Source organism: Candidatus Chloroploca sp. Khr17, from assembly GCF_004138165.1.
Classification (GTDB): Bacteria; Chloroflexota; Chloroflexia; order Chloroflexales; family Chloroflexaceae; genus Chloroploca.
Genome location: NZ_RYFF01000019.1, coordinates 25,841 through 44,937 on the forward strand (window position 1 = coordinate 25,841; position 19,097 = coordinate 44,937).

The following is a 19,097-nucleotide window of genomic DNA, read 5'->3' on the forward strand; positions in this document are numbered from 1 at the left end:
TGACCTTATGGATTGAGCAAAGTTAGCGCGGCTTGCAGCACAGCCCGTACCCGTGGACGGCCAATGCGCTTGAGGGCGCGTGAGACCTCGAACCAGCGAACCGCTTCGATTCCTTCTTGTTTGCCAGGGCGAAGTGTGCCGGTTGGCTGTACAATAAGATAATAGGCGACAACTTTGCGCCGCCGCCGACCAGCTTTCACCACGCGGTAAAAAGCCTGTGACACTGGTTCACCAACCTCGCCATGCAGCCCCGTCTCTTCGTACAGTTCACGGCGAAGCGCGTCATCGTCGCTTTCACCTGGCATGACCCGGCCTTTCGGAAGTGTCCACATACCACCACGCTTTTTGATGAGCAAGACTTCGATGTGCCCGGTGGACGTGCCACGCAAGGCCACGGCACCTACCGCACGAATAGACATAGGTCCGGCCTTTCCATGTATATCCTTTTAGTATACCAAGTTGGATCAAGTCTGTTTGCCAGGCTCAAGATGGCGCGGCTTTTGGCGGCTAGGCCGCCAAAAGCCGCGCCATGTTTCCGTAAATTAGGGTTTGGGGTGCAAGCCCAACGCCTTTGCCGCAGACCTGAGGGTTGGGGGCTGATCGTAAGCCTCTTGATGGTGTTGATGCTGTTGATGCTGCCCACGCTGGCGCATGCCCAGGCGCAACCGCTCGATCTCGCAAGCTACGAGCGGCTTTTGCGTGAGGGGCGGGCGGCGGCACTGCGCGGGGATCGCCTGGATGTGGAACAGATCGCCCAACTCCTCGCGGGAAACTCAGAAGTGGTGATGCCCGACGGGACGCTGGCACCCGTTGAGACAACCTGGTTGACGGAGGAACTGGCCCGTGCGAACCCGGATCTGCCGTTGATTGCCGGGCGTATGGGGGCGCTGCTTGATGCGCTCGCGGCACCGCTTGAGGTGGAACCGGCTGATGCGCTCGAGCGCCTGGAACCGATTCTGGCCGCGCCGCCCTTTGCCGACCGTGAACAAGCCCCGCGTGAACCCGGCTGGTTTGATCAGTTTCTCACATGGCTCTTTGAACAACTTGGGCGTTTTGCCCAACCTGTGGCCGACACAGCCTCGGGGCCGGCCGGCACGTTGACCTCCTGGCTCTTGACGGCGGCAGGGGCGGCGCTCCTTATTGTGGTACTTGTCCTCTGGTTACGGGGTCTGCGACGAACCCTGCAGGTCGAGGCTGAACTGGCGAGTCCCGCCGAACGGGCGGCCCGCGATACGGCTGATGCCCGTGCCCAGGCCGCGACCCTGGCCAAAGCCGGCGACTATCGCGGCGCGGCCCGGATGCTCGCGCTTGCCTCGCTGCTCTGGCTTGATGAGCGTGGCCGCCTGCGCTATGATCCGCACCAGACTAACCGCGAACACCTGCAACGCCTGCGCGAAGAACCGGTTGCGCAGGAGCATCTCGCCCCGGTGGTCGAGCTTACTGATCGCGTCTGGTACGGCCAGATGCCCCTTGATGCGCACGGGTATGCCGAGGTCGAACAGCAGGTCGAGGCGTTGCGCAAGGCAGTGGAGTAACTAGGTTATGGTACGACGCGATCTCATTCTGCTGGTCGTGCTCTTTGCTGGCCTCGTGGCCCTGATTGGCTTTGGGCCTGGCCGCAGCGCAGGCTTGCCAGGCGGCAATGGCAGCAGTCGTTCCTCTGAGTCTGGTGGGACGCTCGCGCTCTATTGGTGGTTCGAGAGCCTGGGGTATCGGGTGGAGCGGCTCGAATATCGGGCCTTTGAAGTCGATCCACGCGCCGATCTCGTGGTGGTCTTCAATCCACGTGAGCGCTACAACCGCGAGGATGCCGCGGCTGTTGCGGCCTGGGTTGAGGCTGGTGGCACCTTGCTGATTGCCGAGCCACGTGCTGGGCTCAATGCCCCTGCGGCTCCGTTGCTGGCAGCCTTTGAGCTGCAAGTTGCGCCGCTGCCCGACGCAAGCACCTTGGAGTACGTACCAATCCTGCAACCGGCGCTCGGCGCACCTGCCGCCACGCAACTCAATGTGCAGACCCGCAGCATGATCACGAGTGAACGAGCGGATCTCGCGCTTCTCGCCGGCAGCAATGCGACCCCGGTGATGGTTGGCGTGCAACACGGTGAGGGTTATGTCTTTGCCCTCACGAGCGCGCAACCCTTCGCAAACCGAGGGCTGCGTGAGCGCGATCATGCTGCGGTCGTTGTCAATATCTTGCGCCGTATCCCGCCGGGCGGAACGATCGTCTTTGATGAGATCCACCACGGCTTTGTTGTGCAACCAAGCATGCGCACGCTGCTGCTTGGTACTCCGTGGGGGTGGGCGACCCTCTACCTCGGCGGCATTGTCGCCGGCTACCTTGTGCTGACCGGACGCCGTTTTGGGCAGCCGATCCCGTTACGGGCCGAGGCCGATCGGCGCAGCAGTGCCGAATACCTCGCAAGCATGGCGGGCCTGTTGCGGCGGGCCGGCAAACGCGATTACTTGCGCGACCACTACCGCGCTACGCTACGACGCCACCTGACCCATACCTATGGCCTGAGTCCCGATTGCGATGATGCGACCTTGCTGGCGACGATCAAAGCGGTGCATCCAGCGCGTGCCGAAAGCGTGCGCGACCTGTTGAACAAGCTCAACGACCCCGCCACCGATGAAGCGACGTTGCTACGGATCGTCGCCGCGATCGATGGGGTGCGTAACACGGGTTGACGCAAAGGCGCAAAGGCGCGAAGGTTTGATGCATCTCTTTGCATGACTTCGCGCCTTTGCGCCTTTGCGTCAAATTTCCTTGCTTCCTTGGTATAGCAATGTATTACGGCAAGAAGGCGTTGGTGAAGGCCTCTTCGGGGTCGATCATGGTGCTCAGCAGGTCGCGCTCGACCATCCATTGGGCATAGTCGCGCCAGACTTCGACGCGCTGTTCGCCCCAGCGCGGTGCGTTGCCCTGATATTCGTTGGCGAGATAGACCTGGCTCTGCGTAACGAGTTCGGCATCGAGTTCAGGTACGGCTTCCAGGAGGAGCGCCGCCGCTGCGTCCGGCTCTTCAATCGCATACTGATACCCCGCACTGGTGGCGGCCATAAAACGCCTGAGCAGATCCGGTTGCGTGGCAATCAGCTCTTCGCTGGTGATGAGCACGGGTGTATAGTAATCGGGAATGCAGTTCAGATCGCGAATCATGACAATATTCAGATCAATGCCACGCTGCGCAGCCTCGACGCCGGTCCAACCGGCAAAGATCCAGGCAAAGTCAATCGCATCACGTTCGGTGGCAACAAAAAAGTCACTTGAGCCAATATCAACAAATTGTACCTGGCTGGCATCGGCACCGACACACTCCATCAAGCCGGCGATCACCGCCTGTTCAACCGGCGAACCCCAAGCGCCATAACGATGCCCAGCAAAGTCAGCCGGCGTGGTGATACCCTTCGCGGCACGACTGGCAAAACCACTCGTATTGCTCTGGATAATCGCCGCCACCGCGACAATCGGCAGGCCAACAACCCGCGCCTCGGTCACCGCCTCTTGATATGAAATGCCAAGATCGAGCCGCCCGGTCGCCACCAACTGCTCGACCGTGCCGCCCTCCTGGGCCTGCAAAATCTCCACCTCAAGCCCCTGCTCACGATAGAACCCACGGTCACGGGCGACATAGAGCCCGGTATGATTGGTATTGGGTGTCCAGTCGAGACCAACGCGCAACCGGACAGGTTCAGGATCGGTTGGGGTGGGTGAAAGTCCGCCCGCACCATTCCCACCACAGGCGCTCAGCCCGAGCACCAACAGGATCACAAGCATCAACCAGCGCATCACTCAGTTCCTTTCCAAGCAAGCAAACGACGTTCGAGCACAACGATCAGCGCAAAGAGGATCAGGGTCAAGAGCGACGTGACGAGGGCCGCAACAAAGACCTGATCGGTGCGGAAGGCGCGCAGCGAACGGGCAATATAGACCCCGAGGCCCGCCTCGGCCCCGATCCATTCGGCAATCACAGCGGCAATGACGCTATAGGTCACCGCGATGCGCAAGCCACGAAAAAACGAAGGCAACGCGGCGGGCCAACGCAGCAGGCGCAGGGTCTGCCAATAACTGGCATCCATCGCCTGAAAGAGCCGCACCATCTCACGGTCAGCATCGCGCAGCCCACCGGCGAGACTAACCGTAATTGGAAAAAACGTAACCAGCGCCACGACCAGCACCTTGGGGAGCAGGCCGAAACCGAGGCCGATCACGAGCAACGGGGCAATCGCAACAATCGGCACCGTCTGCGAAACGACGAGCAACGGATAGACCGCCCGCCGGATCAGGGGCACCGCATCAAGCGCCAGGGCAAGCCCGATCCCCGTGACGAGCGCCAGACCCGCCCCGAGCGCTGTCACCCGCAGCGTCGCGACCACGTGCCCCCCAAGGATCGGCAGGCTCTCGACAAACGTCTGGCCCACCCGCGAAGGCGCGGGCAAGAGCCAGACCGGCACAGCCAAGAGGCGCACCAACACCTCCCACGCCACCAGCAGACTGGTCAGGAGGATCGCCGGAGGCAGCCACTGGTAAAGCACCTGGCGCATCAGGGCCAAACGGCGACTAGCCGCCATACTTGGCCAGCTTCTCCTCGATCGACGAGCCAAGTGGATCATAATCAACCTTGATCAACGTAAAGACCCGCGCAGCCCCGGCCTGCAACACCGCCTCTTGCGCCGCCTTGATCACCGCCATCACCGCATCGTACTCACCCTCAAGCGTCGTCTCCATCGACGACACGCGATAGGACAAACCACTGGCGGCCACCACCGCAATCGCCGCATCAACGGCGGCATAGGTTGCCGCCTTATCCGCGAGACCACCGGGCAACACCTGAAAACTCACGGCAATCGGTGCCATACCTGCTCCTCTCGACAAAACAAAACGGCCATTGCCCCAACGAAGGAGCAACGGCCGTCAACACGCCGTAGATGCTTCCCTCCGCTGGCACTACCCAGGTCAGGTTCGAAGGGTTAGCGGCATTATGGGCCACACTCTCAGCCAGGCTCACCTGGCCCCCCCAGCATGTGCGCTTGCTGGCGCACATCATTGATTGTTGTGGGTATTATACGCTATTTTGGTGGGCTTGGGGGCCATATTTTTGACGCAAAGGCGCAGAGGCGCAGAGAGCTGAGGTGTGGCACCTGGGATACTATTATGGGCCAGACATGGTAGAATCAGCGAAGTACCATGGCATAAGGTGAGGACAGGCCCATGAGCACAATCCCGATTGAGATCTCAACAGAGCAGCTGCTACGAGCAGTCGAGCGGCTTCCAGCCAATGAGCTCGAGACCTTTGTGGCCCAAGTCATCGCGCTTCGTACCCGCCGTGAGGGAGGACAGTTGGACGCTAATGAGACGGCGCTCCTGCTCACCATCAATGCAGCCTACCTCGATCCAGCCCAACAGGCTCGTTTCGATGCGCTCGTGGCAAAGCGCCAGGCAGAAACGATCACGCCGACGGAACTGCAGGAGCTCATCGCGATGACCGACGTGATCGAACAGCGCGACACCGAGCGGCTGGAGGCATTGCAGGAGCTTGCCCGGGTGCGGCAGACGACGGTTGGTATACTCATGGACGCGCTTGGCATCAGGACTCCAGCATATGGTTGAAACGCCCCGCATCAACGCGGAACTGTGGGCGCTGGTGGTCGAGCGCGCACGTGACCGCTGCGAATACTGCCTGAGTCCTGCGCGCTACGCGACCCAACGCCTTTCAGTCGAGCATGTGCTCCCGCGTGCAAAGGGTGGCCAGACGGCGTTTGAGAACCTCGCGCTGGCCTGCCAGGGCTGCAACAACCACAAGTACAACCACACTGAGGCATTTGACCCGGTGAGCAGGTTGATCGCCCCACTGTATAACCCGCGCCGTGATCGCTGGAGCGACCACTTTGCCTGGAGCGCTGATCTGCTGATCATGGTCGGCCTCACCCCGACTGGCCGTGCGACGGTTGTTAACCTGCTGCTGAATCGGGCTGGCGTCGTGAATCTGCGCCGTCTGCTGCTTGGCGTCGGCGAACATCCCCCCACCGTCCCAGAGTTGTAGCAGCCGAGCGTGACACGATCACGCTCGAACCCACAGGTCGTCAAGCGCAAGATTTGGCGGCAATCGTCTTTGACGCAAAGGCGCAAAGGCAGCGATCCATTGGCATGGTACAATCAGAGGCGCACTCACGAACCTCGGCACCTCGGCGTTACGCAACAAGGCCTATCACTGGTACGATAGCCAGGGTTACAAGAAGGAGCTAGTCCACGTGATCTCGCCAACAGATTCATTGCCAACACCGTCATCTGACCTACGCCAGATGTATTTGGAACTGCTCAAGCGCTGTCTGCTAGGCATGATCTACGAAGACGCACCGACCTCCGCCCCGGCCATTGGCGGCTACAAGACCGAACTGTATATCGCCCAGTTTCGTGAGATGGGGCGCGATATTCCCAGCCAGGCGCATTCGATGATCGGTCTGCGCCGCATGAACAACCTGCAAGCCTGTATCGAGCAGGTGCTGGCCGACGGTGTGCCCGGTGATCTGATCGAGACCGGGGTGTGGCGCGGTGGGGCGACGATCTTGATGCGTGGCGTGCTCAAGGCGTATGGCGTGACCGACCGGACAGTCTGGGTGGCCGATTCGTTTGAGGGATTGCCGACACCGGATGTTGAGCAGCATCCAGCAGATACATTTTGGGTGTCGTTAGCGTTAGCCGGATGGCTCACTGTTGATCTTGAGACCGTGCGTCGCAACTTTGCGAGCTACGGGTTGCTCGATGATCATGTGCGTTTCCTCAAAGGCTGGTTCAAAGACACGCTTCCAGATGCCCCGATCACCAGGCTGGCGGTGCTGCGTCTTGACGGCGACCTCTATGAGTCCACCTGGGATGCGCTCACGCATCTCTATCCAAAGTTAAGCCAAGGAGGTTTTCTCATCGTCGACGATTACTTCTATGAATCCTGCCGTCAGGCTGTTCATGACTACCGCGCAAGGCACGGCATCCATGAGCCGATCCAAGACATTGATGGTTTGAGCGTGTACTGGCGCAAACAGAACGGTGGGTGAAGCGCAGGCAGTGGCGATGCAGCGATTAGGTATACGCATCACGACGATGTTGCGCACGCAAGGTACTCCAGGTCTGCGGTCGTTTCCAGAGGTGGGGATCGAGTTCGAGGGCACGCTCGAGCAGGGCGCGACTTGTGAGCCGCTGCTGACGCCGATGTGTCCAGGCGAGCATCAAGAGGCGGCGAGCACACTCAGCCGTGATCGCCTCAGCAGTCGCCGGATCGGGCTCTTCGACAGCGAGATAACGCTCTCGGATTGTCATCAGCAGATCGGCAACACGCAGGAGGGTGGCAGCATCATCCAATTGCATCCCGCGCACGCCGTGGTAGAGCAGGCCGATGTCGTTGAGCGGTGGCCGCAGGCCCAGACGCTCAGCCAGCATGCGGTAGATGAGCAGCCAGACTTCGCCCTGCTGCGGTGTTGCGGTCGTGCTTGATGTTTGTTGCGCGTGACGGCGATACGAGACCAGCGTCTCGGCAAGGTTTCTGATCCGCGTTCGATTGATCAAGGTTGCCCATAGCGAATAATCATTCGCGTATTTCCATTGAACTGAATAGCCGCCAATCTCATCCAGCAGGGCGCGACGCATCATCGCCGCAGAATGCAACACCGGCGTGCCAAAGAGAATAGCCCAACGCGCCAGCCCCCACGACGTTGGGAACGTCATTGCCTTGCAGATGCGACCATCGTCATCGATCTGGTTCACCTGCGCACCGACCACCCCTACATCCGGATGGCTCGTCAGGAACGTGACCTGCCGGGCCAGGCGCTCGGGGTGGGCCAGATCATCGGCGTCGAGGATGGCAACAAATTCGCCGCGTGCGTGGGGCAACGCCGCGTTGAGAGCGTGGCTGTGGTTGATACTGAATGGCTTGTGAAGCGGGAAGATGCGTGTGTCGACAGCGGCGTAACGTGCGATGATCTCTGCGGAACCATCGGTGGAGGCATCATCCAGCAACAAGTATTCGAAGTTCGTAAAATGTTGCGCCAGGATGCTCTCGATAGCCGCAGCCAGAAAGCGTTCGCCATTATGCACAGAGGTAATCACGGAGACACGTGGGGCGTCAACAGGCATGCGCGTACCATTTCAGATTGTAGATTTTCGATTGCAGATTGCCGCGCATGGCGTTCCTATCAGCGCTGGCCGCAATGCCTATACGGATGACTCAATGCCAATTGGCATAAGATCCCGGCAGATTGCATCAACAACACCTGGCAGTGTCGCTAGCCCGTGAGGACGGTGCAACAGGTACACAGGCGTCTGCTGGGCAAGCGCCGCCAATGCCATCATGGTCTCAGCCGGATGGGAGGGCCAGAGGGGGCGCATACAAAAGCGTTGGTTCATCAGCGCATTCAGGGCCGCAGCAGGCGATAACTTTTCGATGGTGACACTCGTGCGTGCCAGGTCACGCGGTGCCAGCACATAGATCGCCGCCAGTGGCAGAGGGGCGACACAATGGGCAGGCGTAGCTTCGACGGAGTGCTTGCCGTCTGCATCCGTCCAGAGCTCGGGGATTGGTTGACCGGCTTCAAACACAGGCAGGCTGGTTGGCCACAGGCGTAGCCGGGGCGGGCCGGGCAGTGCAGCGTAACCATGCACATCCTGCTTCACCACCAGATGATCGTCAGCGAGCATAGCGTGACCGGCGGCAACAAACGCAGCGGCCAGGGTCGACTTGCCCGCCCCCGAAACGCCAAGCAGCCCCACCGCACGACCAGTGACGGCAACGACGCTGCCGTGCAGCGTCGGCACCCCCCGAACACACATCGCGTAGCCCAACACGCTGCCCAGAAGCCATCCGGAAAGCTCTTGCCAGAACTGCTCGGTCTCTGCCCGTGGCGAACGCCAGGCGACCACAATCCGCTCGGCACCACGCCCAAAAATTACGCTGGCCTCATCATCGTGTCGCCGCGTATCGAGGCGTAGCACCGCCTCGCTTCCGGCAGGCGCGGTAGACAATGCAAGAGACCAGCCCAGGCCTGTTTGCTCGTGGATGCTCGTCCAAGAGGCGTTTGTCCAGACCGGCAGTAATGCGCCGGTCTGGGCAAACGAAAGCACGATGTCAGGTAGATCGCCGCTGTCGGGCACAACCGGCGCAACATGCCCCAGAGAACGTGGTGACTCGAGCAGCAGCGAATAGAGGCGATAGAAAGGCATCAGTGATTAAGGGGCTGTTGAGGTGTAACCGAGCGCTAAATCAGACTCAAAACTACCTGTATAAGAGGCACTACGCGTGAGTTCATTCACAGCACCGTAGTCTTCCATGCGTGGCGTGTGGTAGGGCTTGCGCGGTTTGGCTGCGTGCTGGGCATCGGGCGAACTGGATGATGATGGTTTGTTTGACGCTACGTTGTTCATGCTTGCCTCCTGGTGTAAACAATATCGTGAATGCGAATGATCCGCGACGAAAACCGCTCCATCAATGGTGGCACATGGAGCCGCGTGGTACACCACGCTCCTACGGTGCAATACGCGTGATCAACCCCCGCTGCTCCATCTCTGCAACCAGTGCGGCAAAGTCTTGGCGCAGCGTGGCCTCCTCAACGTCATACTCAGCCAGCATCGCCCGGATCACCGCCTCGCCGTCACCATGCTCCATCAGCAATTGCCACATACGCGTCGCTACATCGTCTAACCCGTAGTAGTGGTTGTCGGCGATGTTGAGCAACACCGCCTCGTCGGCGACGGTCTGAAAGAGCACCTCATCGGCAATTTGCAAGCGGGTGGACATACCGGGTTTCCTTCATGCAAGATGCTTTGTTTGCGTGGATTGTGGGCTGAGATGATGCGAATTGTAGCCTACTTACGTCATATGTGCAAATAGCAAAAGCGTTGGTGTGCTTGCTCGTGGCTACGCCACGAGCAAGCACACCAACGCTTTTACATATCCGTTAGGGTTGCTCTATGCTACAATCCTGAGCATCGAAAGCTCTGCTCTACTCCAAAGAAGGCGATCATGAGTGCTCTGTTTGGGCTTGTTCATTTCGATGACACGCTGGCTGACGATGCCGATCTGGCGCGCATGGATGCTGCACTGGTGCATCACGGGGCCGACGGCGGCGGAATCTGGCGCGAGGGCGGTGCCGGTCTTGGCCAGCGGTTGAAGTGCTTCACGCCGCAGGATGCGTGGGAACGCCAGCCACTCTGTAGCGAAGACGGTACCTGCCTCCTGGTGAGCGACGCCCGGCTTGATCATCGAGCCGAGTTGATCCAGCATTGGCACGGATCACCTGGTGAGGCACAGGCGTCGAGCACCACGAGCCACCTGCCTGACAGTGCGCTGATCCTACACGCCTACCGCACCTGGGGCGTGGAATGTGTGCGCCACCTACGCGGCGTCTTTGCGTTTGCTGTGTGGGACACGCGCACGCAGACCCTCTTTGCGGCGCGTTCGCCGATTGCGGCGCCCACGCTGTTCTACACCGCCACCGAACGCTACATTGCGTTTGCCACCATGCCCAGTGGCCTGTATGCCCTGCCTTTCGTCCCGCGTGCGCTCGATGAGACCGGGCTGGTACGCCTGCTAACAGGACTGGGGGGCGATGCCACTACCACGCTCTACCGCAGCATCCGCCGCCTGCCTAGTGGGCACCGGCTGATCGCCGATCGCAGCGGCGTGCGCACCGACAACTACTGGCAACCCGACCTGACGCATACGTTGCATCTGGGCAGCGACGAGGCGTATCTGGACGCCTTTCACGATCTCTTCACCCGCATCGTTGCTGATCATCTCGTCAGCACAACGCCGGTTGCGCTCCAATTGAGCGGCGGGCTAGACTCGTCGGCAATTGCTGCGGTGAGTGCGCCGCTGCTGGCGGCCCGTGGCGAGCGCCTCACGGCTTTCACTGAAGTGCCTCAGAAAGGCTTTACTGGCGCGCAACCGCGAGGCTTCTACGCCGACGAAACACCCCTGGTGCAAGCCATCGCCACGATGACGCCCAATCTAGATTTGCAGCTGATCCATACCGACGGGCAGACCTTTCTCGAAGATCTAGACGCCCTCTTTGCAACGCTCGAGATGCCCTTCCAGAATACGTCGAACCGGGTCTGGATCGAAGCGATTCTGGCCGAAGCAAGCCGACGCGGGAGGCGCGTTGTGCTCGACGGCATGCAAGGCAACATCACCCTGAGTTGGCCCGGCGGTGGTTGGCTGAGGGAGTTGATCGGTGCTGGGCAGTGGGGGATAGCGGTGCAACAGGTGCAGGCGCTGTTGCAGGTACGGGGCAGCCGGGCGGCCCTGCGGTCGATTATCAGCCAGGGGCTCGTGCCGCTGCTGCCTGCCCCAGCGTGGCTGGCGCTGCAACGGCTCCGCGACGTGCGTCAGGCCACGCCCGACGCCTGGCAGACAAACACCGTGATCAACCCAGAGTTTGCCGCGCAGCACGGCGTGCCGGAACTGGCGCATCACCACGACGACCGCCTCTGGCAACGCTTCAGTCGTGATCCGCGCCGCGTGCGCTACGAGGCCCTGGTCGCCCAAGACTTCGGGTCGTACATCAGCGCCTACCGGGCCCGCTTTGGCGTTGATATGCGGTCGCCCACCGCCGATGTGCGGCTCGCCGAATTCTGTCTGGCGCTGCCAGAGACCCAGTTCTGGCGCAACGGCGAGTCACGCAGCCTGGTGCGCCGCGCCTTTGCAGGGCAACTGCCCTCCTCGGTGCTACGCAATCGTCTGCGCGGGATGCAGGCCGCCGACTGGTTTGAACGGCTGATCGGCGCACGTGAAGAGTTCCATGTCGAACTGGCACGGCTCGAACGAAGCGACCTGGCACGCCAAGTGCTTGACCTGACCAGGATGCGGCAATTGCTCGAACGTCTACCAGCAAGCGCCGGGGCAACTCGGGCAGATTACATCACCTATCAAAACGTTCTCCAGCGCGGGTTCATGATCGGCGCATTTCTTTGCTGGTTCGAGGCTGGTGTGTTGTAACGCAGCGACGGAGAGGCGGGGCAGGGCGATTACATCTTCCGTGTATGCACCCCACCAGGGCACCCGCAAGGGGTGCCCCTACACCATGCCCGGCCCGGTAGGGGCACCCCTTGCGGGCACCCGCGGGTGCCCGCGGGTGCCCCGTTGTTGCCGGGTGCCGCCGTGTGCGCCGCTGGTTGCATGCACATGCACCCCAACGTAAGCTTGATTACAGTCGCCCCCCAACTGCTCTGGTATACTCAGCGTGCCAGAATGGGCAAGCGTAACACAAGAGGGTACTACATGATTGATAAAGCGCTACGCGAACCAAAAGAGAGCCTACTGAGCCCGCTGGTGCGAGGGCCGTTGCGTCGGATTCACCCGACGGGTGTCACGGTGGTTGCCGCAATTGTTGGCATTGCCGCAGCGGTTGCGGCGTGGCAAGGACTCTATGTCGCCGCGTTGATCCTCTGGGTGGTCAATCGGCTTCTGGATGGGTTGGATGGCACGCTGGCACGCCTGACTGATCAGCAGAGCGATCTGGGGGCGTATCTGGATATTCTGCTTGATCATCTTGTCTATGCGGCTATTCCGATGGGCCTGGCGCTGGCAGTCAATACACCGGCGGGGTATCTTGCCTTAGCCGCCTTGCTCGCCAGTTTTTATCTCAACGGGGCCAGTTGGATGTACCTGGCCGCCCTGCTCGAAAAACGGCAGGCCGGCGCACGCAAACAAGGTGAGTTAACGACCGTCACGATGCCGGGTGGCCTGATCGAAGGGGCCGAGACCGTTGTCTTCTACACCCTCTTTTTGTTGCTGCCGGGGGCAATCGTACCGCTCTTTAGCTTGATGGCCGTGCTCGTCGTGATCACTGCCGGTCAGCGCCTGATCTGGGCCTTACGCAATCTCTGAGGAAACGCATGGTAGATACATCACGTAGCGTGCCTGAGCACACGCCGTTCTGGGCGCGGCACTGGCAAAAAGGCCTCGCCGCCCTCATCTGGCTCACTCTGGTTGGAACATTTCTCGGCTATAGTCTGATCACCGGGCGATCGCCAACCGACACGCTCTACGACCTGATCGACCTGTTGCGGACCCCGCTTGGTCCATTGCTCTATATCCTGATCTACACCTTACGGCCACTCGCCTTCTTTTCGGCGATTGTTGTTACGTTGATCGGTGGTGCCATCTGGGGGCCGTTCTGGGGAACAATCTTTGTCATCATCGGCTCGAATATGTCGGCAACCCTGGCCTACGGGTTTGGGCGTGTCTTTGGGCAAGGGGTCTTGCCCGAGGGCAACGAGGGCGCCACGGGCAACCTTATGAACCGATACGCCGAGCGACTGCGGCGGAACGCCTTTAGCACGATCCTGGTGATGCGGTTGATCTACCTGCCGTACGACCTGGTCAACTATATGGCAGGGTTCTTGCGGGTACCGTACCGGCCCTACATTCTCGCCAGCATCCTCGGCTCGTTACCAGGCACGCTCACCTTTGTCCTTGCTGGCGCTTCACTGAACATTGACGACATCTTTGCCGGCAACTTCAGCATCTCAGCGATCAACCCGTGGACGCTCGTTCTCTCGGTGGTACTCTTTTTCAGCGGTCTACTCATCTCGCGGTTCTTGCGGCAGAAAGAGAACCAGGGGGCATAAAAGAGTGCTGATGCAGAACGATCCGAGCTTTGCTCGGATCGTTCTGCATCAGCGTCGGCTTTGAGGGCGAACCTATTGCGAAAGCGCCTGACGGCCCTCGCGGCGCCAGAGTAGGGTGATCAACTGGCGGCGACGGCGGCGCGACTGGCGAACCGCATAAAACGGATCAGATGCGCACAACTGCCGCCGTAACTGAATGCTCTGCCCAGTAAAAAGACCGCTGACAAAGGTGGTCAGATCGGTTAGCGACGCAATCTTATCGGCCACGGCAAGCACCCAGCCTTCGCGGGTCGTTGGGCGAGGCCCCAGAGGGTACATATGGCTCACAATCGCCTCCGACACCTCTTCGCCCTCACCAAGTTCAGCGGCCACACGCGCTGCGATCGCCCCGTGGGTTGTCAGCGTCCCAAGGCGCGAATCGAGATCATGGAGAATTGCCGCCCGCGTTGCCGTCCGTTGATCGGCACCCATCAACGGCGCCAGTGCATACGAATAGCGCGCAACGCGCAGCATATGGTCATGCTTCGAGACACTGTGGTGCAAATGGTGACGAGTTTCCACAACCCGCGGATGCGCAAGCAAATCGGCAATCAGGGCAGCATGATTCATGGGATCTTATTCCCTCCTCAGGGAACTGGAAGTCGCTCCAGTACATTGCAACGGGTAACTACCCACCAACACACACGTCTACCCGCTTCCTCAACTGGAGGAACTTATCAGCGGGAGCACAATACTCTTCTCGGACTGAGTACTGCGATCCTCATTGATCGCCCACGACTCGGTACCACTATAAGTACGTTATACACGATCAAATAGTTGCATGGCAATTCTACCATAAGTCCTGTTTTCATGTACCCATCCATCCGGGGGGTAGGGCTTGCTACTGTTGGGCAGCAGCCGAGATGCGCATCAATAAGCCAACGATGATGAAGTTGATCAGCACCGATGAGCCGCCATACGAAATGAAGGGCAGGGTAATCCCGGTGAGCGGAATGAGGCGGAGATTGCCCCCGATAATAATGAGGGTCTGCACCGCAATAATCGTGGTGAGGCCAATCGCAAGCAATTGCTCGAAACCGCGAAAACGACCGGGGATGCGCAGCGCAATATGGTAGCCACGAAAAATCAGCAGGATATAGGCAATCAGCACCGCTAGCGTCCCGATCAAGCCCATCTCTTCACCAATCGCCGTAAAGATGAAATCGGTGTGGATTGCCGGAACAACGGCCGGCACGCCCATGCCGAGACCCTGGCCGAAGACGCCGCCAGAGGCCATCGCATAGATCGCCTGAACAATCTGATAGCCCCGCGTCTGCGCCTGGGCCCATGGATCAAGCCAGATCTGGACGCGCAGCGAAACAATTGGCAGCAACTGGTAGAGCACATAGGCTCCGATACCAAAGGCAAGCATTCCAGCCAGGACATACCAGGCTCGTCCGGTCGCAATATAGAGCATCGCCAGAAAGACGCCATAGAGCAAGAGGGCCGCCCCAAGATCGCGCTGAAAGACAATCGTGCCCATCGCAATGCCCCACATCCCAAGGAGCGGCACCAGATAGGGCAACGGCGGCAACGTCAGCGGCCCGAGGCGATAGCCAGCGGCAACCACCTCGCGATGCTGGTTGAGGTAAGACGCCAGAAAGATCACCAGAATAATCTTGAGCAACTCGGACGGTTGAAAGAAAAACAAGCCAAAATTGAACCAGACCTTGACGCCACTATCATTCGGGTCAACCCCAAACAGAAATGTGGCAAAGACCAGAACAAGCCCGATTGTTAACCAGAGATAGCGGTAGTTATCGAGCACATCGAGTAACGAGAGCTTGAGCCAGCGGATCAGGATGCGATCCCAAGGCACAAAGAGCATCGCCGCGAGACCGACGACCCCCAGCGTCACCCAGAGTGACTGTTTGCTTGCGATGCCTTCATAACAGGGAAAGACTTCACCCCCGGCCGCAGTACACAAGTAGCGCAGATTGAGACTCGGCTCGAGGCGGGCGGTCAGCATCAGGCTCAACCCGGCGAGCAACGCAACCAGGGGCAACAGCACCTGATCGGCGGGCGGACTCTTGAAGCCCAGGCCAATCGACACGGCAATAAAGAGAAGCAACGGCACCGCCGAGGGCCAGAGGATCGCCAGCAGACCGGGCAGCGTGGCGACAAACTCCCGCTGACGGGTCGCCAGCATCACCAGCGTATAACCTGCCGCAAAAAAGAGCAGCACCGTGAAGAGCAATTGAAACTCTACTCCACGAAATTGCCGCAGACGTGTGAACATGGTGAACAGTTACCTTTTGCGCTGGAACAACAGCCAGCTACGCTGACTGTTGTTCCAGCGCAAGAAATTAAACCGGCCACGATCCGAGCCCCCCGCGTTCGCAACTGTACCCGTGGTGCGTCAGATGATCAAGCACAGCCTGAGCGTGCTCTTCATCACGCACTTCAAGCACAAGTTCGACGCCAGCACGATCAATCGGGACACGCCACATGGCGCGGCGATGAAAGAGGTCAAGCACACTGGCGCCGACTTCGGCAACACGATTCACGAGCCCTGCCAGACCACCGGGACGATCATCAACACTCGTGCGCACCAGCAGGTAGCGCCCCTGGCGCACCAACGCCGTCTCGAGCGCCCTGGTGAGCAGGTTGCTATCAATATTACCCCCACACAAAATCGTCGCCACAACCTCGCCTGGTTGCAGTGCCACCTTGCCCGCAAGTAGCGCGGCGACCCCAGCGGCCCCGGCCCCCTCAACGACCAGACGGCTGTTTTGCACCACATGGGCAATGCCAAAGACAATCTCGTCTTCGTCAACCGTAACCACATCGTCAACGAGTTCGGCAATGATCGGCAAGGTCAATTCACCCGGAGATTTAACGGCGATGCCGTCGGCAATTGTACGTGCGGTGGCAAGCCTGATCGGGCAACCGGCGGCGAGCGAGTCGGGCACAGGGGCACAGCCAGCGGCCTGCACCCCAACAATGCGTACCATGGGCAAAAGCGCCTTGAGCGCAATGGCGATCCCGCTGATCAGCCCGCCGCCGCCAATCGGCACGACGAGGGTTTGCAAATCGGGCAATGCCTCGGCGAGTTCAAAGCCAATCGTACCCTGACCAGCAATAACCCGTGGATGATCAAAGGCATGTACATAGGTATAGCCGTGCTGCTCTTGCAGCATCTGTGCGTGGGCGACCGCCTCATCAAAGCCCGCACCAGCCAGCACCACCTCGGCCCCGAGGCGTCGCGTCGCGACAACCTTGGTCAGCGGGGCACGTTCAGGCATCACGATCACGGCCTGCACCCCGCAGAGTTGGGCCGCCATCGCAACCCCCTGGGCATGATTGCCGGCTGAGGGAGCAATGACCCCACGCGCCTTCTCTTCGCGGCTCAAGTGACTGATCGTATTGTAGGCCCCACGGATCTTGAATGAGCCGCTATGCTGCGTATTTTCCGCCTTATAATAGACTGAGGCCCCCAACTCGGACGAAAGACGGGCAGCCGGAATAACAGGCGTCGCCAGAATCACATCGCGCAGCGTTCGCCGCGCCGACTGAATATCAGCCAGGCTCACCGTGGTGCCCATACCACCTCAATCCTCACCCTGGAGGCCTTCACGCCGATTGGCAGCATGGGAAGCCAGGACGCGCAAGCGCATCCCTGTCTCTTGATCACCAGCCTCCTGGGCCGCTTCGATCAACACACCGAGGGCCAGTTGCAAACGACGCAACCCTTCCTGATCATTCGCCAGAAAACGTGCCGCAAGCGTCCGTTCACAGTAGGCAATAATTTGTTCAACCGTTACCATAGCAATACCTCCTTAATGTAGGGATATTGTACCATGATTGGGGCTTGGCCCCAATCATGGTTCTGGTGTGGAGCGGCTTCGCCGCTCGATGAGAGTTTTTGGTTCGTTGTGGCGGCGAAGCCACCACAACGAACCAAAAACTGAGGAAGGAAGATCAATGACTATTGACGAACTTACCAGGGTCATCAATCAATTTGTGACCGCGAAGGGATGGTACGCTGACGATACAAAGTTTCCGCAAACCCCGCGCAATATTGCGACGTCAGTGGTAATTGAGGCGTCCGAGTTACTGGAGCATTTTCAGTTTGGTGATGAGCCTGCCGATAAGGCGGCCCTGGCGGGCGAGTTGGCTGATGTGGCGAATTATCTTTTTCAACTCGCCTATCTGCTCGACATTGATCTGACCCAGGCTATCCTTGACAAACTGAAGGTGAATTATGACCGTACCTGGTGATCGGTTTCACATAAATCCTTACTCTTCGCGCAAAAGCAGACGCTCTGTGGTCAGGGTATAATAAGACAAGCATGGTCGGTTCAGACCCCCTTTGCGTCTTTGCGTCAAATCATCAGAAACCTTACGTTACAGACTGCCTAACAAAGAGTACGAGCATTCCGTATGTCACGTCATCAAAGTAAATCCTGGTCGTCCCATGAGCTTGCGGGTTGGCAACGTGCCGCCCCCACGGTTGACGACGATCCCGCCGCACGCATTGTGCTCGTTGGGCCTGAGCTCGCTTTTGCCGATGCGAGTGAACTGATTCCGTCGTGGGCCGCTGATACGCCTGAGCAAAGTTGGGTTGAGGTGCAACTCGAGGTGACAGCAGCGCATGAGCCGCCCTCACAGTATCGCATAGGCCGCTGGGATCACGCACGCGAAGCCTCGCAACGCACCAGTTTTGCGGCCCAACGTACCCCCGTTGCTTCCGTTGCGACCGACACCTTGGTCATCACCGCCCCCTCAGTGACCGTGCGCCCGCGGATCGTGCTCGGTGGCAAGCCCGGGGCCGATATGCCCGACCTCGAGGCTCTGACGCTCTGTGTGACCGCGACCGCACCGCCGCCTTCGTCGCTTCCCGAGGCGCTGCCCGAGACTGCGCTGTCGATGCCGTTGCGTTTGCCGCAGTACGCCTACATCGGCGGCGAAGGCTGGTGTAGCCCGGTTGCCCTCGCGATGGCCCTAGCGTATTGGCGCGAACAAACCGGCAACCCGCGCCTTGCACCCTTCCGCGACCCGGCCTGTGTCCCCGAGTTGGTGGTGCCAATGGTCGACGATCCCGCCTGGCAGGGTACCGGCAATTGGGCGTTCAATACCGCTTTTGCCGCCTCACGCGGCTTGACGGCCTACATCACTCGCCTCGACAGCCTATCACAACTTGCGCGCTGGATCACAGCAGGTGTCCCGGTAATCGTCAGTCTCGGCTGGCACGAGGGCGAGCTCGAAGGCGCTCTCGTGCCGAGTAGCGGGCATCTCACGCTCGTACGCGGTTTTGCCCATGGGCGTGTCTTGACCGCTGAACCAGCGAGTTATGAAGAAGGGCAAGTCTTGCGTTCCTACCGCGCCGACCAGTTCTTTACCTGCTGGCAACGGGCTTCAGCGGGAACCGTCTATCTTATCTATCCGCCAGGGTGGCCGCGCCCCGAGCCTGCGGCGAGCGATGCCTGGGTATAAGATC

22 protein-coding genes and 1 riboswitch are annotated in these 19,097 nt (G+C 59.9%); of the genes, 10 read left to right on the forward strand and 12 right to left on the reverse strand.

Features of this window, described 5'->3' with window-relative positions; translation table 11 throughout:
• Positions 1-5: 5 nt before the first annotated feature.
• The gene (locus tag EKD05_RS12785; RefSeq protein WP_129673288.1) at positions 6-419 is read right to left on the reverse strand and encodes an NUDIX hydrolase; all 414 of its coding nucleotides are present in this window, start codon (positions 417-419) and stop codon (positions 6-8) included.
• 204 nt (positions 420-623) lie between these two features.
• Between EKD05_RS12785 and EKD05_RS12790 the strand changes: the two genes are divergently transcribed.
• Together EKD05_RS12790 and EKD05_RS12795 are read left to right on the forward strand one after the other, a co-directional pair.
• Positions 624-1,535: a DUF4129 domain-containing protein gene (locus tag EKD05_RS12790; protein WP_165360722.1), complete on the forward strand. Its 912-nt coding sequence runs from the start codon at positions 624-626 to the stop codon at positions 1,533-1,535.
• A 7-nt stretch (positions 1,536-1,542) separates the two neighbouring features.
• Positions 1,543-2,688 (forward strand): DUF4350 domain-containing protein, encoded by a 1,146-nt coding sequence (locus tag EKD05_RS12795; RefSeq protein ID WP_129673292.1) that lies wholly within the window; start codon positions 1,543-1,545, stop codon positions 2,686-2,688.
• Positions 2,689-2,791: 103 nt separating this feature from the next.
• Here the strand turns inward: EKD05_RS12795 and EKD05_RS12800 are convergent, their stop codons facing one another.
• From EKD05_RS12800 to EKD05_RS12810, 3 genes are read right to left on the reverse strand one after another with little or no spacing between them, the layout of a single operon-like run.
• A complete protein-coding gene (locus EKD05_RS12800; RefSeq protein ID WP_205703937.1) occupies positions 2,792-3,790 on the reverse strand; it encodes an ABC transporter substrate-binding protein in 999 nt (332 codons plus the stop codon).
• Positions 3,790-4,572: an ABC transporter permease gene (locus tag EKD05_RS12805; protein ID WP_129673296.1), complete on the reverse strand. Its 783-nt coding sequence runs from the start codon at positions 4,570-4,572 to the stop codon at positions 3,790-3,792. Before EKD05_RS12805 ends, EKD05_RS12800 begins: the two co-directional genes overlap by 1 nt.
• Positions 4,562-4,858 (reverse strand): thiamine-binding protein, encoded by a 297-nt coding sequence (locus tag EKD05_RS12810; protein ID WP_129673299.1) that lies wholly within the window; start codon positions 4,856-4,858, stop codon positions 4,562-4,564. Before EKD05_RS12810 ends, EKD05_RS12805 begins: the two co-directional genes overlap by 11 nt.
• Positions 4,859-4,917: 59 nt before the next feature.
• A riboswitch (TPP riboswitch) is annotated at positions 4,918-5,030 on the reverse strand.
• Positions 5,031-5,212: 182 nt separating this feature from the next.
• Here EKD05_RS12810 and EKD05_RS12815 point away from each other — a divergent pair.
• The 3 genes from EKD05_RS12815 to EKD05_RS12825 all read left to right on the forward strand — a co-directional run bounded on the left by EKD05_RS12815 (position 5,213) and on the right by EKD05_RS12825 (position 7,053).
• Positions 5,213-5,611, forward strand: coding sequence for an STAS/SEC14 domain-containing protein (locus tag EKD05_RS12815; RefSeq protein WP_129673301.1), 399 nt, complete (start codon positions 5,213-5,215; stop codon positions 5,609-5,611).
• On the forward strand, positions 5,604-6,044 hold the full coding sequence (locus EKD05_RS12820; RefSeq protein WP_129673303.1) for an HNH endonuclease: 441 nt from the start codon (positions 5,604-5,606) through the stop codon (positions 6,042-6,044). Before EKD05_RS12815 ends, EKD05_RS12820 begins: the two co-directional genes overlap by 8 nt.
• Before the next feature lie 208 nt (positions 6,045-6,252).
• Positions 6,253-7,053 (forward strand): TylF/MycF family methyltransferase, encoded by an 801-nt coding sequence (locus tag EKD05_RS12825; protein WP_205703938.1) that lies wholly within the window; start codon positions 6,253-6,255, stop codon positions 7,051-7,053.
• A gap of 25 nt (positions 7,054-7,078) precedes the next feature.
• Here the strand turns inward: EKD05_RS12825 and EKD05_RS12830 are convergent, their stop codons facing one another.
• The 4 genes from EKD05_RS12830 to EKD05_RS12845 form a co-directional block, all read right to left on the reverse strand.
• On the reverse strand, positions 7,079-8,128 hold the full coding sequence (locus EKD05_RS12830) for a glycosyltransferase (protein ID WP_129673305.1): 1,050 nt from the start codon (positions 8,126-8,128) through the stop codon (positions 7,079-7,081).
• 78 nt (positions 8,129-8,206) lie between these two features.
• A complete protein-coding gene (locus EKD05_RS12835; RefSeq protein ID WP_129673307.1) occupies positions 8,207-9,211 on the reverse strand; it encodes a hypothetical protein in 1,005 nt (334 codons plus the stop codon).
• Positions 9,212-9,217: 6 nt separating this feature from the next.
• A complete protein-coding gene (locus EKD05_RS12840) occupies positions 9,218-9,412 on the reverse strand; it encodes a hypothetical protein (RefSeq protein WP_129673309.1) in 195 nt (64 codons plus the stop codon).
• Positions 9,413-9,512: 100 nt separating this feature from the next.
• Entirely contained in the window at positions 9,513-9,785 is a 273-nt protein-coding gene (locus EKD05_RS12845) for a PqqD family protein (protein ID WP_129673311.1), read from the reverse strand.
• A 225-nt stretch (positions 9,786-10,010) separates the two neighbouring features.
• Here EKD05_RS12845 and EKD05_RS12850 point away from each other — a divergent pair, with 225 nt between their 5' ends.
• The 3 genes from EKD05_RS12850 to EKD05_RS12860 all read left to right on the forward strand — a co-directional run bounded on the left by EKD05_RS12850 (position 10,011) and on the right by EKD05_RS12860 (position 13,618).
• Entirely contained in the window at positions 10,011-11,984 is a 1,974-nt protein-coding gene (locus EKD05_RS12850) for an asparagine synthetase B (protein WP_129673313.1), read from the forward strand.
• Between the two features lie 282 nt (positions 11,985-12,266).
• On the forward strand, positions 12,267-12,875 hold the full coding sequence (locus tag EKD05_RS12855; protein ID WP_129673315.1) for a CDP-alcohol phosphatidyltransferase family protein: 609 nt from the start codon (positions 12,267-12,269) through the stop codon (positions 12,873-12,875).
• Between the two features lie 8 nt (positions 12,876-12,883).
• Positions 12,884-13,618 (forward strand): TVP38/TMEM64 family protein, encoded by a 735-nt coding sequence (locus EKD05_RS12860; RefSeq protein WP_129673317.1) that lies wholly within the window; start codon positions 12,884-12,886, stop codon positions 13,616-13,618.
• Between the two features lie 72 nt (positions 13,619-13,690).
• Here EKD05_RS12860 and EKD05_RS12865 read toward each other — a convergent pair whose 3' ends face one another.
• From EKD05_RS12865 to EKD05_RS12880, 4 genes are all read right to left on the reverse strand, one after another.
• Complete coding sequence (locus EKD05_RS12865) at positions 13,691-14,227, reverse strand: HD domain-containing protein (RefSeq protein ID WP_129673319.1); 537 nt, start codon at positions 14,225-14,227, stop codon at positions 13,691-13,693.
• Positions 14,228-14,498: 271 nt separating this feature from the next.
• Positions 14,499-15,896, reverse strand: coding sequence for an FtsW/RodA/SpoVE family cell cycle protein (locus EKD05_RS12870; RefSeq protein WP_129673321.1), 1,398 nt, complete (start codon positions 15,894-15,896; stop codon positions 14,499-14,501).
• 67 nt (positions 15,897-15,963) lie between these two features.
• Positions 15,964-17,202 (reverse strand): threonine ammonia-lyase, encoded by a 1,239-nt coding sequence (ilvA, locus tag EKD05_RS12875; RefSeq protein WP_129673323.1) that lies wholly within the window; start codon positions 17,200-17,202, stop codon positions 15,964-15,966.
• Positions 17,203-17,208: 6 nt separating this feature from the next.
• Positions 17,209-17,424 carry a hypothetical protein gene (locus EKD05_RS12880; RefSeq protein WP_129673325.1) on the reverse strand — a complete coding sequence of 72 codons (216 nt, stop codon included), beginning with the start codon at positions 17,422-17,424 and terminating at the stop codon, positions 17,209-17,211.
• Positions 17,425-17,581: 157 nt separating this feature from the next.
• On the opposite strand from EKD05_RS12880, the gene EKD05_RS12885 reads away from it, so the two are divergent.
• The gene (locus EKD05_RS12885; RefSeq protein ID WP_129673327.1) at positions 17,582-17,878 is read left to right on the forward strand and encodes a nucleotide pyrophosphohydrolase; all 297 of its coding nucleotides are present in this window, start codon (positions 17,582-17,584) and stop codon (positions 17,876-17,878) included.
• 162 nt (positions 17,879-18,040) lie between these two features.
• Positions 18,041-19,093: a C39 family peptidase gene (locus EKD05_RS12890; RefSeq protein ID WP_129673329.1), complete on the forward strand. Its 1,053-nt coding sequence runs from the start codon at positions 18,041-18,043 to the stop codon at positions 19,091-19,093.
• Positions 19,094-19,097 lie beyond the last annotated feature (4 nt).

Bases quoted from the DNA above. Each gene is read 5' to 3' on its own strand.
- EKD05_RS12785 (WP_129673288.1), bottom strand. From the start codon at position 419: ATGTCTATTCGTGCGGTAGGTGCCGTGGCCTTGCGTGGCACGTCCACC.
- EKD05_RS12790 (WP_165360722.1), top strand. From the start codon at position 624: ATGCTGTTGATGCTGCCCACGCTGGCGCATGCCCAGGCGCAACCGCTC.
- EKD05_RS12795 (WP_129673292.1), top strand. From the start codon at position 1,543: ATGGTACGACGCGATCTCATTCTGCTGGTCGTGCTCTTTGCTGGCCTC.
- EKD05_RS12800 (WP_205703937.1), bottom strand. From the start codon at position 3,790: ATGCGCTGGTTGATGCTTGTGATCCTGTTGGTGCTCGGGCTGAGCGCC.
- EKD05_RS12805 (WP_129673296.1), bottom strand. From the start codon at position 4,572: ATGGCGGCTAGTCGCCGTTTGGCCCTGATGCGCCAGGTGCTTTACCAG.
- EKD05_RS12810 (WP_129673299.1), bottom strand. From the start codon at position 4,858: ATGGCACCGATTGCCGTGAGTTTTCAGGTGTTGCCCGGTGGTCTCGCG.
- EKD05_RS12815 (WP_129673301.1), top strand. From the start codon at position 5,213: ATGAGCACAATCCCGATTGAGATCTCAACAGAGCAGCTGCTACGAGCA.
- EKD05_RS12820 (WP_129673303.1), top strand. From the start codon at position 5,604: ATGGTTGAAACGCCCCGCATCAACGCGGAACTGTGGGCGCTGGTGGTC.
- EKD05_RS12830 (WP_129673305.1), bottom strand. From the start codon at position 8,128: ATGCCTGTTGACGCCCCACGTGTCTCCGTGATTACCTCTGTGCATAAT.
- EKD05_RS12835 (WP_129673307.1), bottom strand. From the start codon at position 9,211: ATGCCTTTCTATCGCCTCTATTCGCTGCTGCTCGAGTCACCACGTTCT.
- EKD05_RS12840 (WP_129673309.1), bottom strand. From the start codon at position 9,412: ATGAACAACGTAGCGTCAAACAAACCATCATCATCCAGTTCGCCCGAT.
- EKD05_RS12845 (WP_129673311.1), bottom strand. From the start codon at position 9,785: ATGTCCACCCGCTTGCAAATTGCCGATGAGGTGCTCTTTCAGACCGTC.
- EKD05_RS12850 (WP_129673313.1), top strand. From the start codon at position 10,011: ATGAGTGCTCTGTTTGGGCTTGTTCATTTCGATGACACGCTGGCTGAC.
- EKD05_RS12855 (WP_129673315.1), top strand. From the start codon at position 12,267: ATGATTGATAAAGCGCTACGCGAACCAAAAGAGAGCCTACTGAGCCCG.
- EKD05_RS12860 (WP_129673317.1), top strand. From the start codon at position 12,884: ATGGTAGATACATCACGTAGCGTGCCTGAGCACACGCCGTTCTGGGCG.
- EKD05_RS12865 (WP_129673319.1), bottom strand. From the start codon at position 14,227: ATGAATCATGCTGCCCTGATTGCCGATTTGCTTGCGCATCCGCGGGTT.
- EKD05_RS12870 (WP_129673321.1), bottom strand. From the start codon at position 15,896: ATGTTCACACGTCTGCGGCAATTTCGTGGAGTAGAGTTTCAATTGCTC.
- ilvA (WP_129673323.1), bottom strand. From the start codon at position 17,202: ATGGGCACCACGGTGAGCCTGGCTGATATTCAGTCGGCGCGGCGAACG.
- EKD05_RS12880 (WP_129673325.1), bottom strand. From the start codon at position 17,424: ATGGTAACGGTTGAACAAATTATTGCCTACTGTGAACGGACGCTTGCG.
- EKD05_RS12885 (WP_129673327.1), top strand. From the start codon at position 17,582: ATGACTATTGACGAACTTACCAGGGTCATCAATCAATTTGTGACCGCG.
- EKD05_RS12890 (WP_129673329.1), top strand. From the start codon at position 18,041: ATGTCACGTCATCAAAGTAAATCCTGGTCGTCCCATGAGCTTGCGGGT.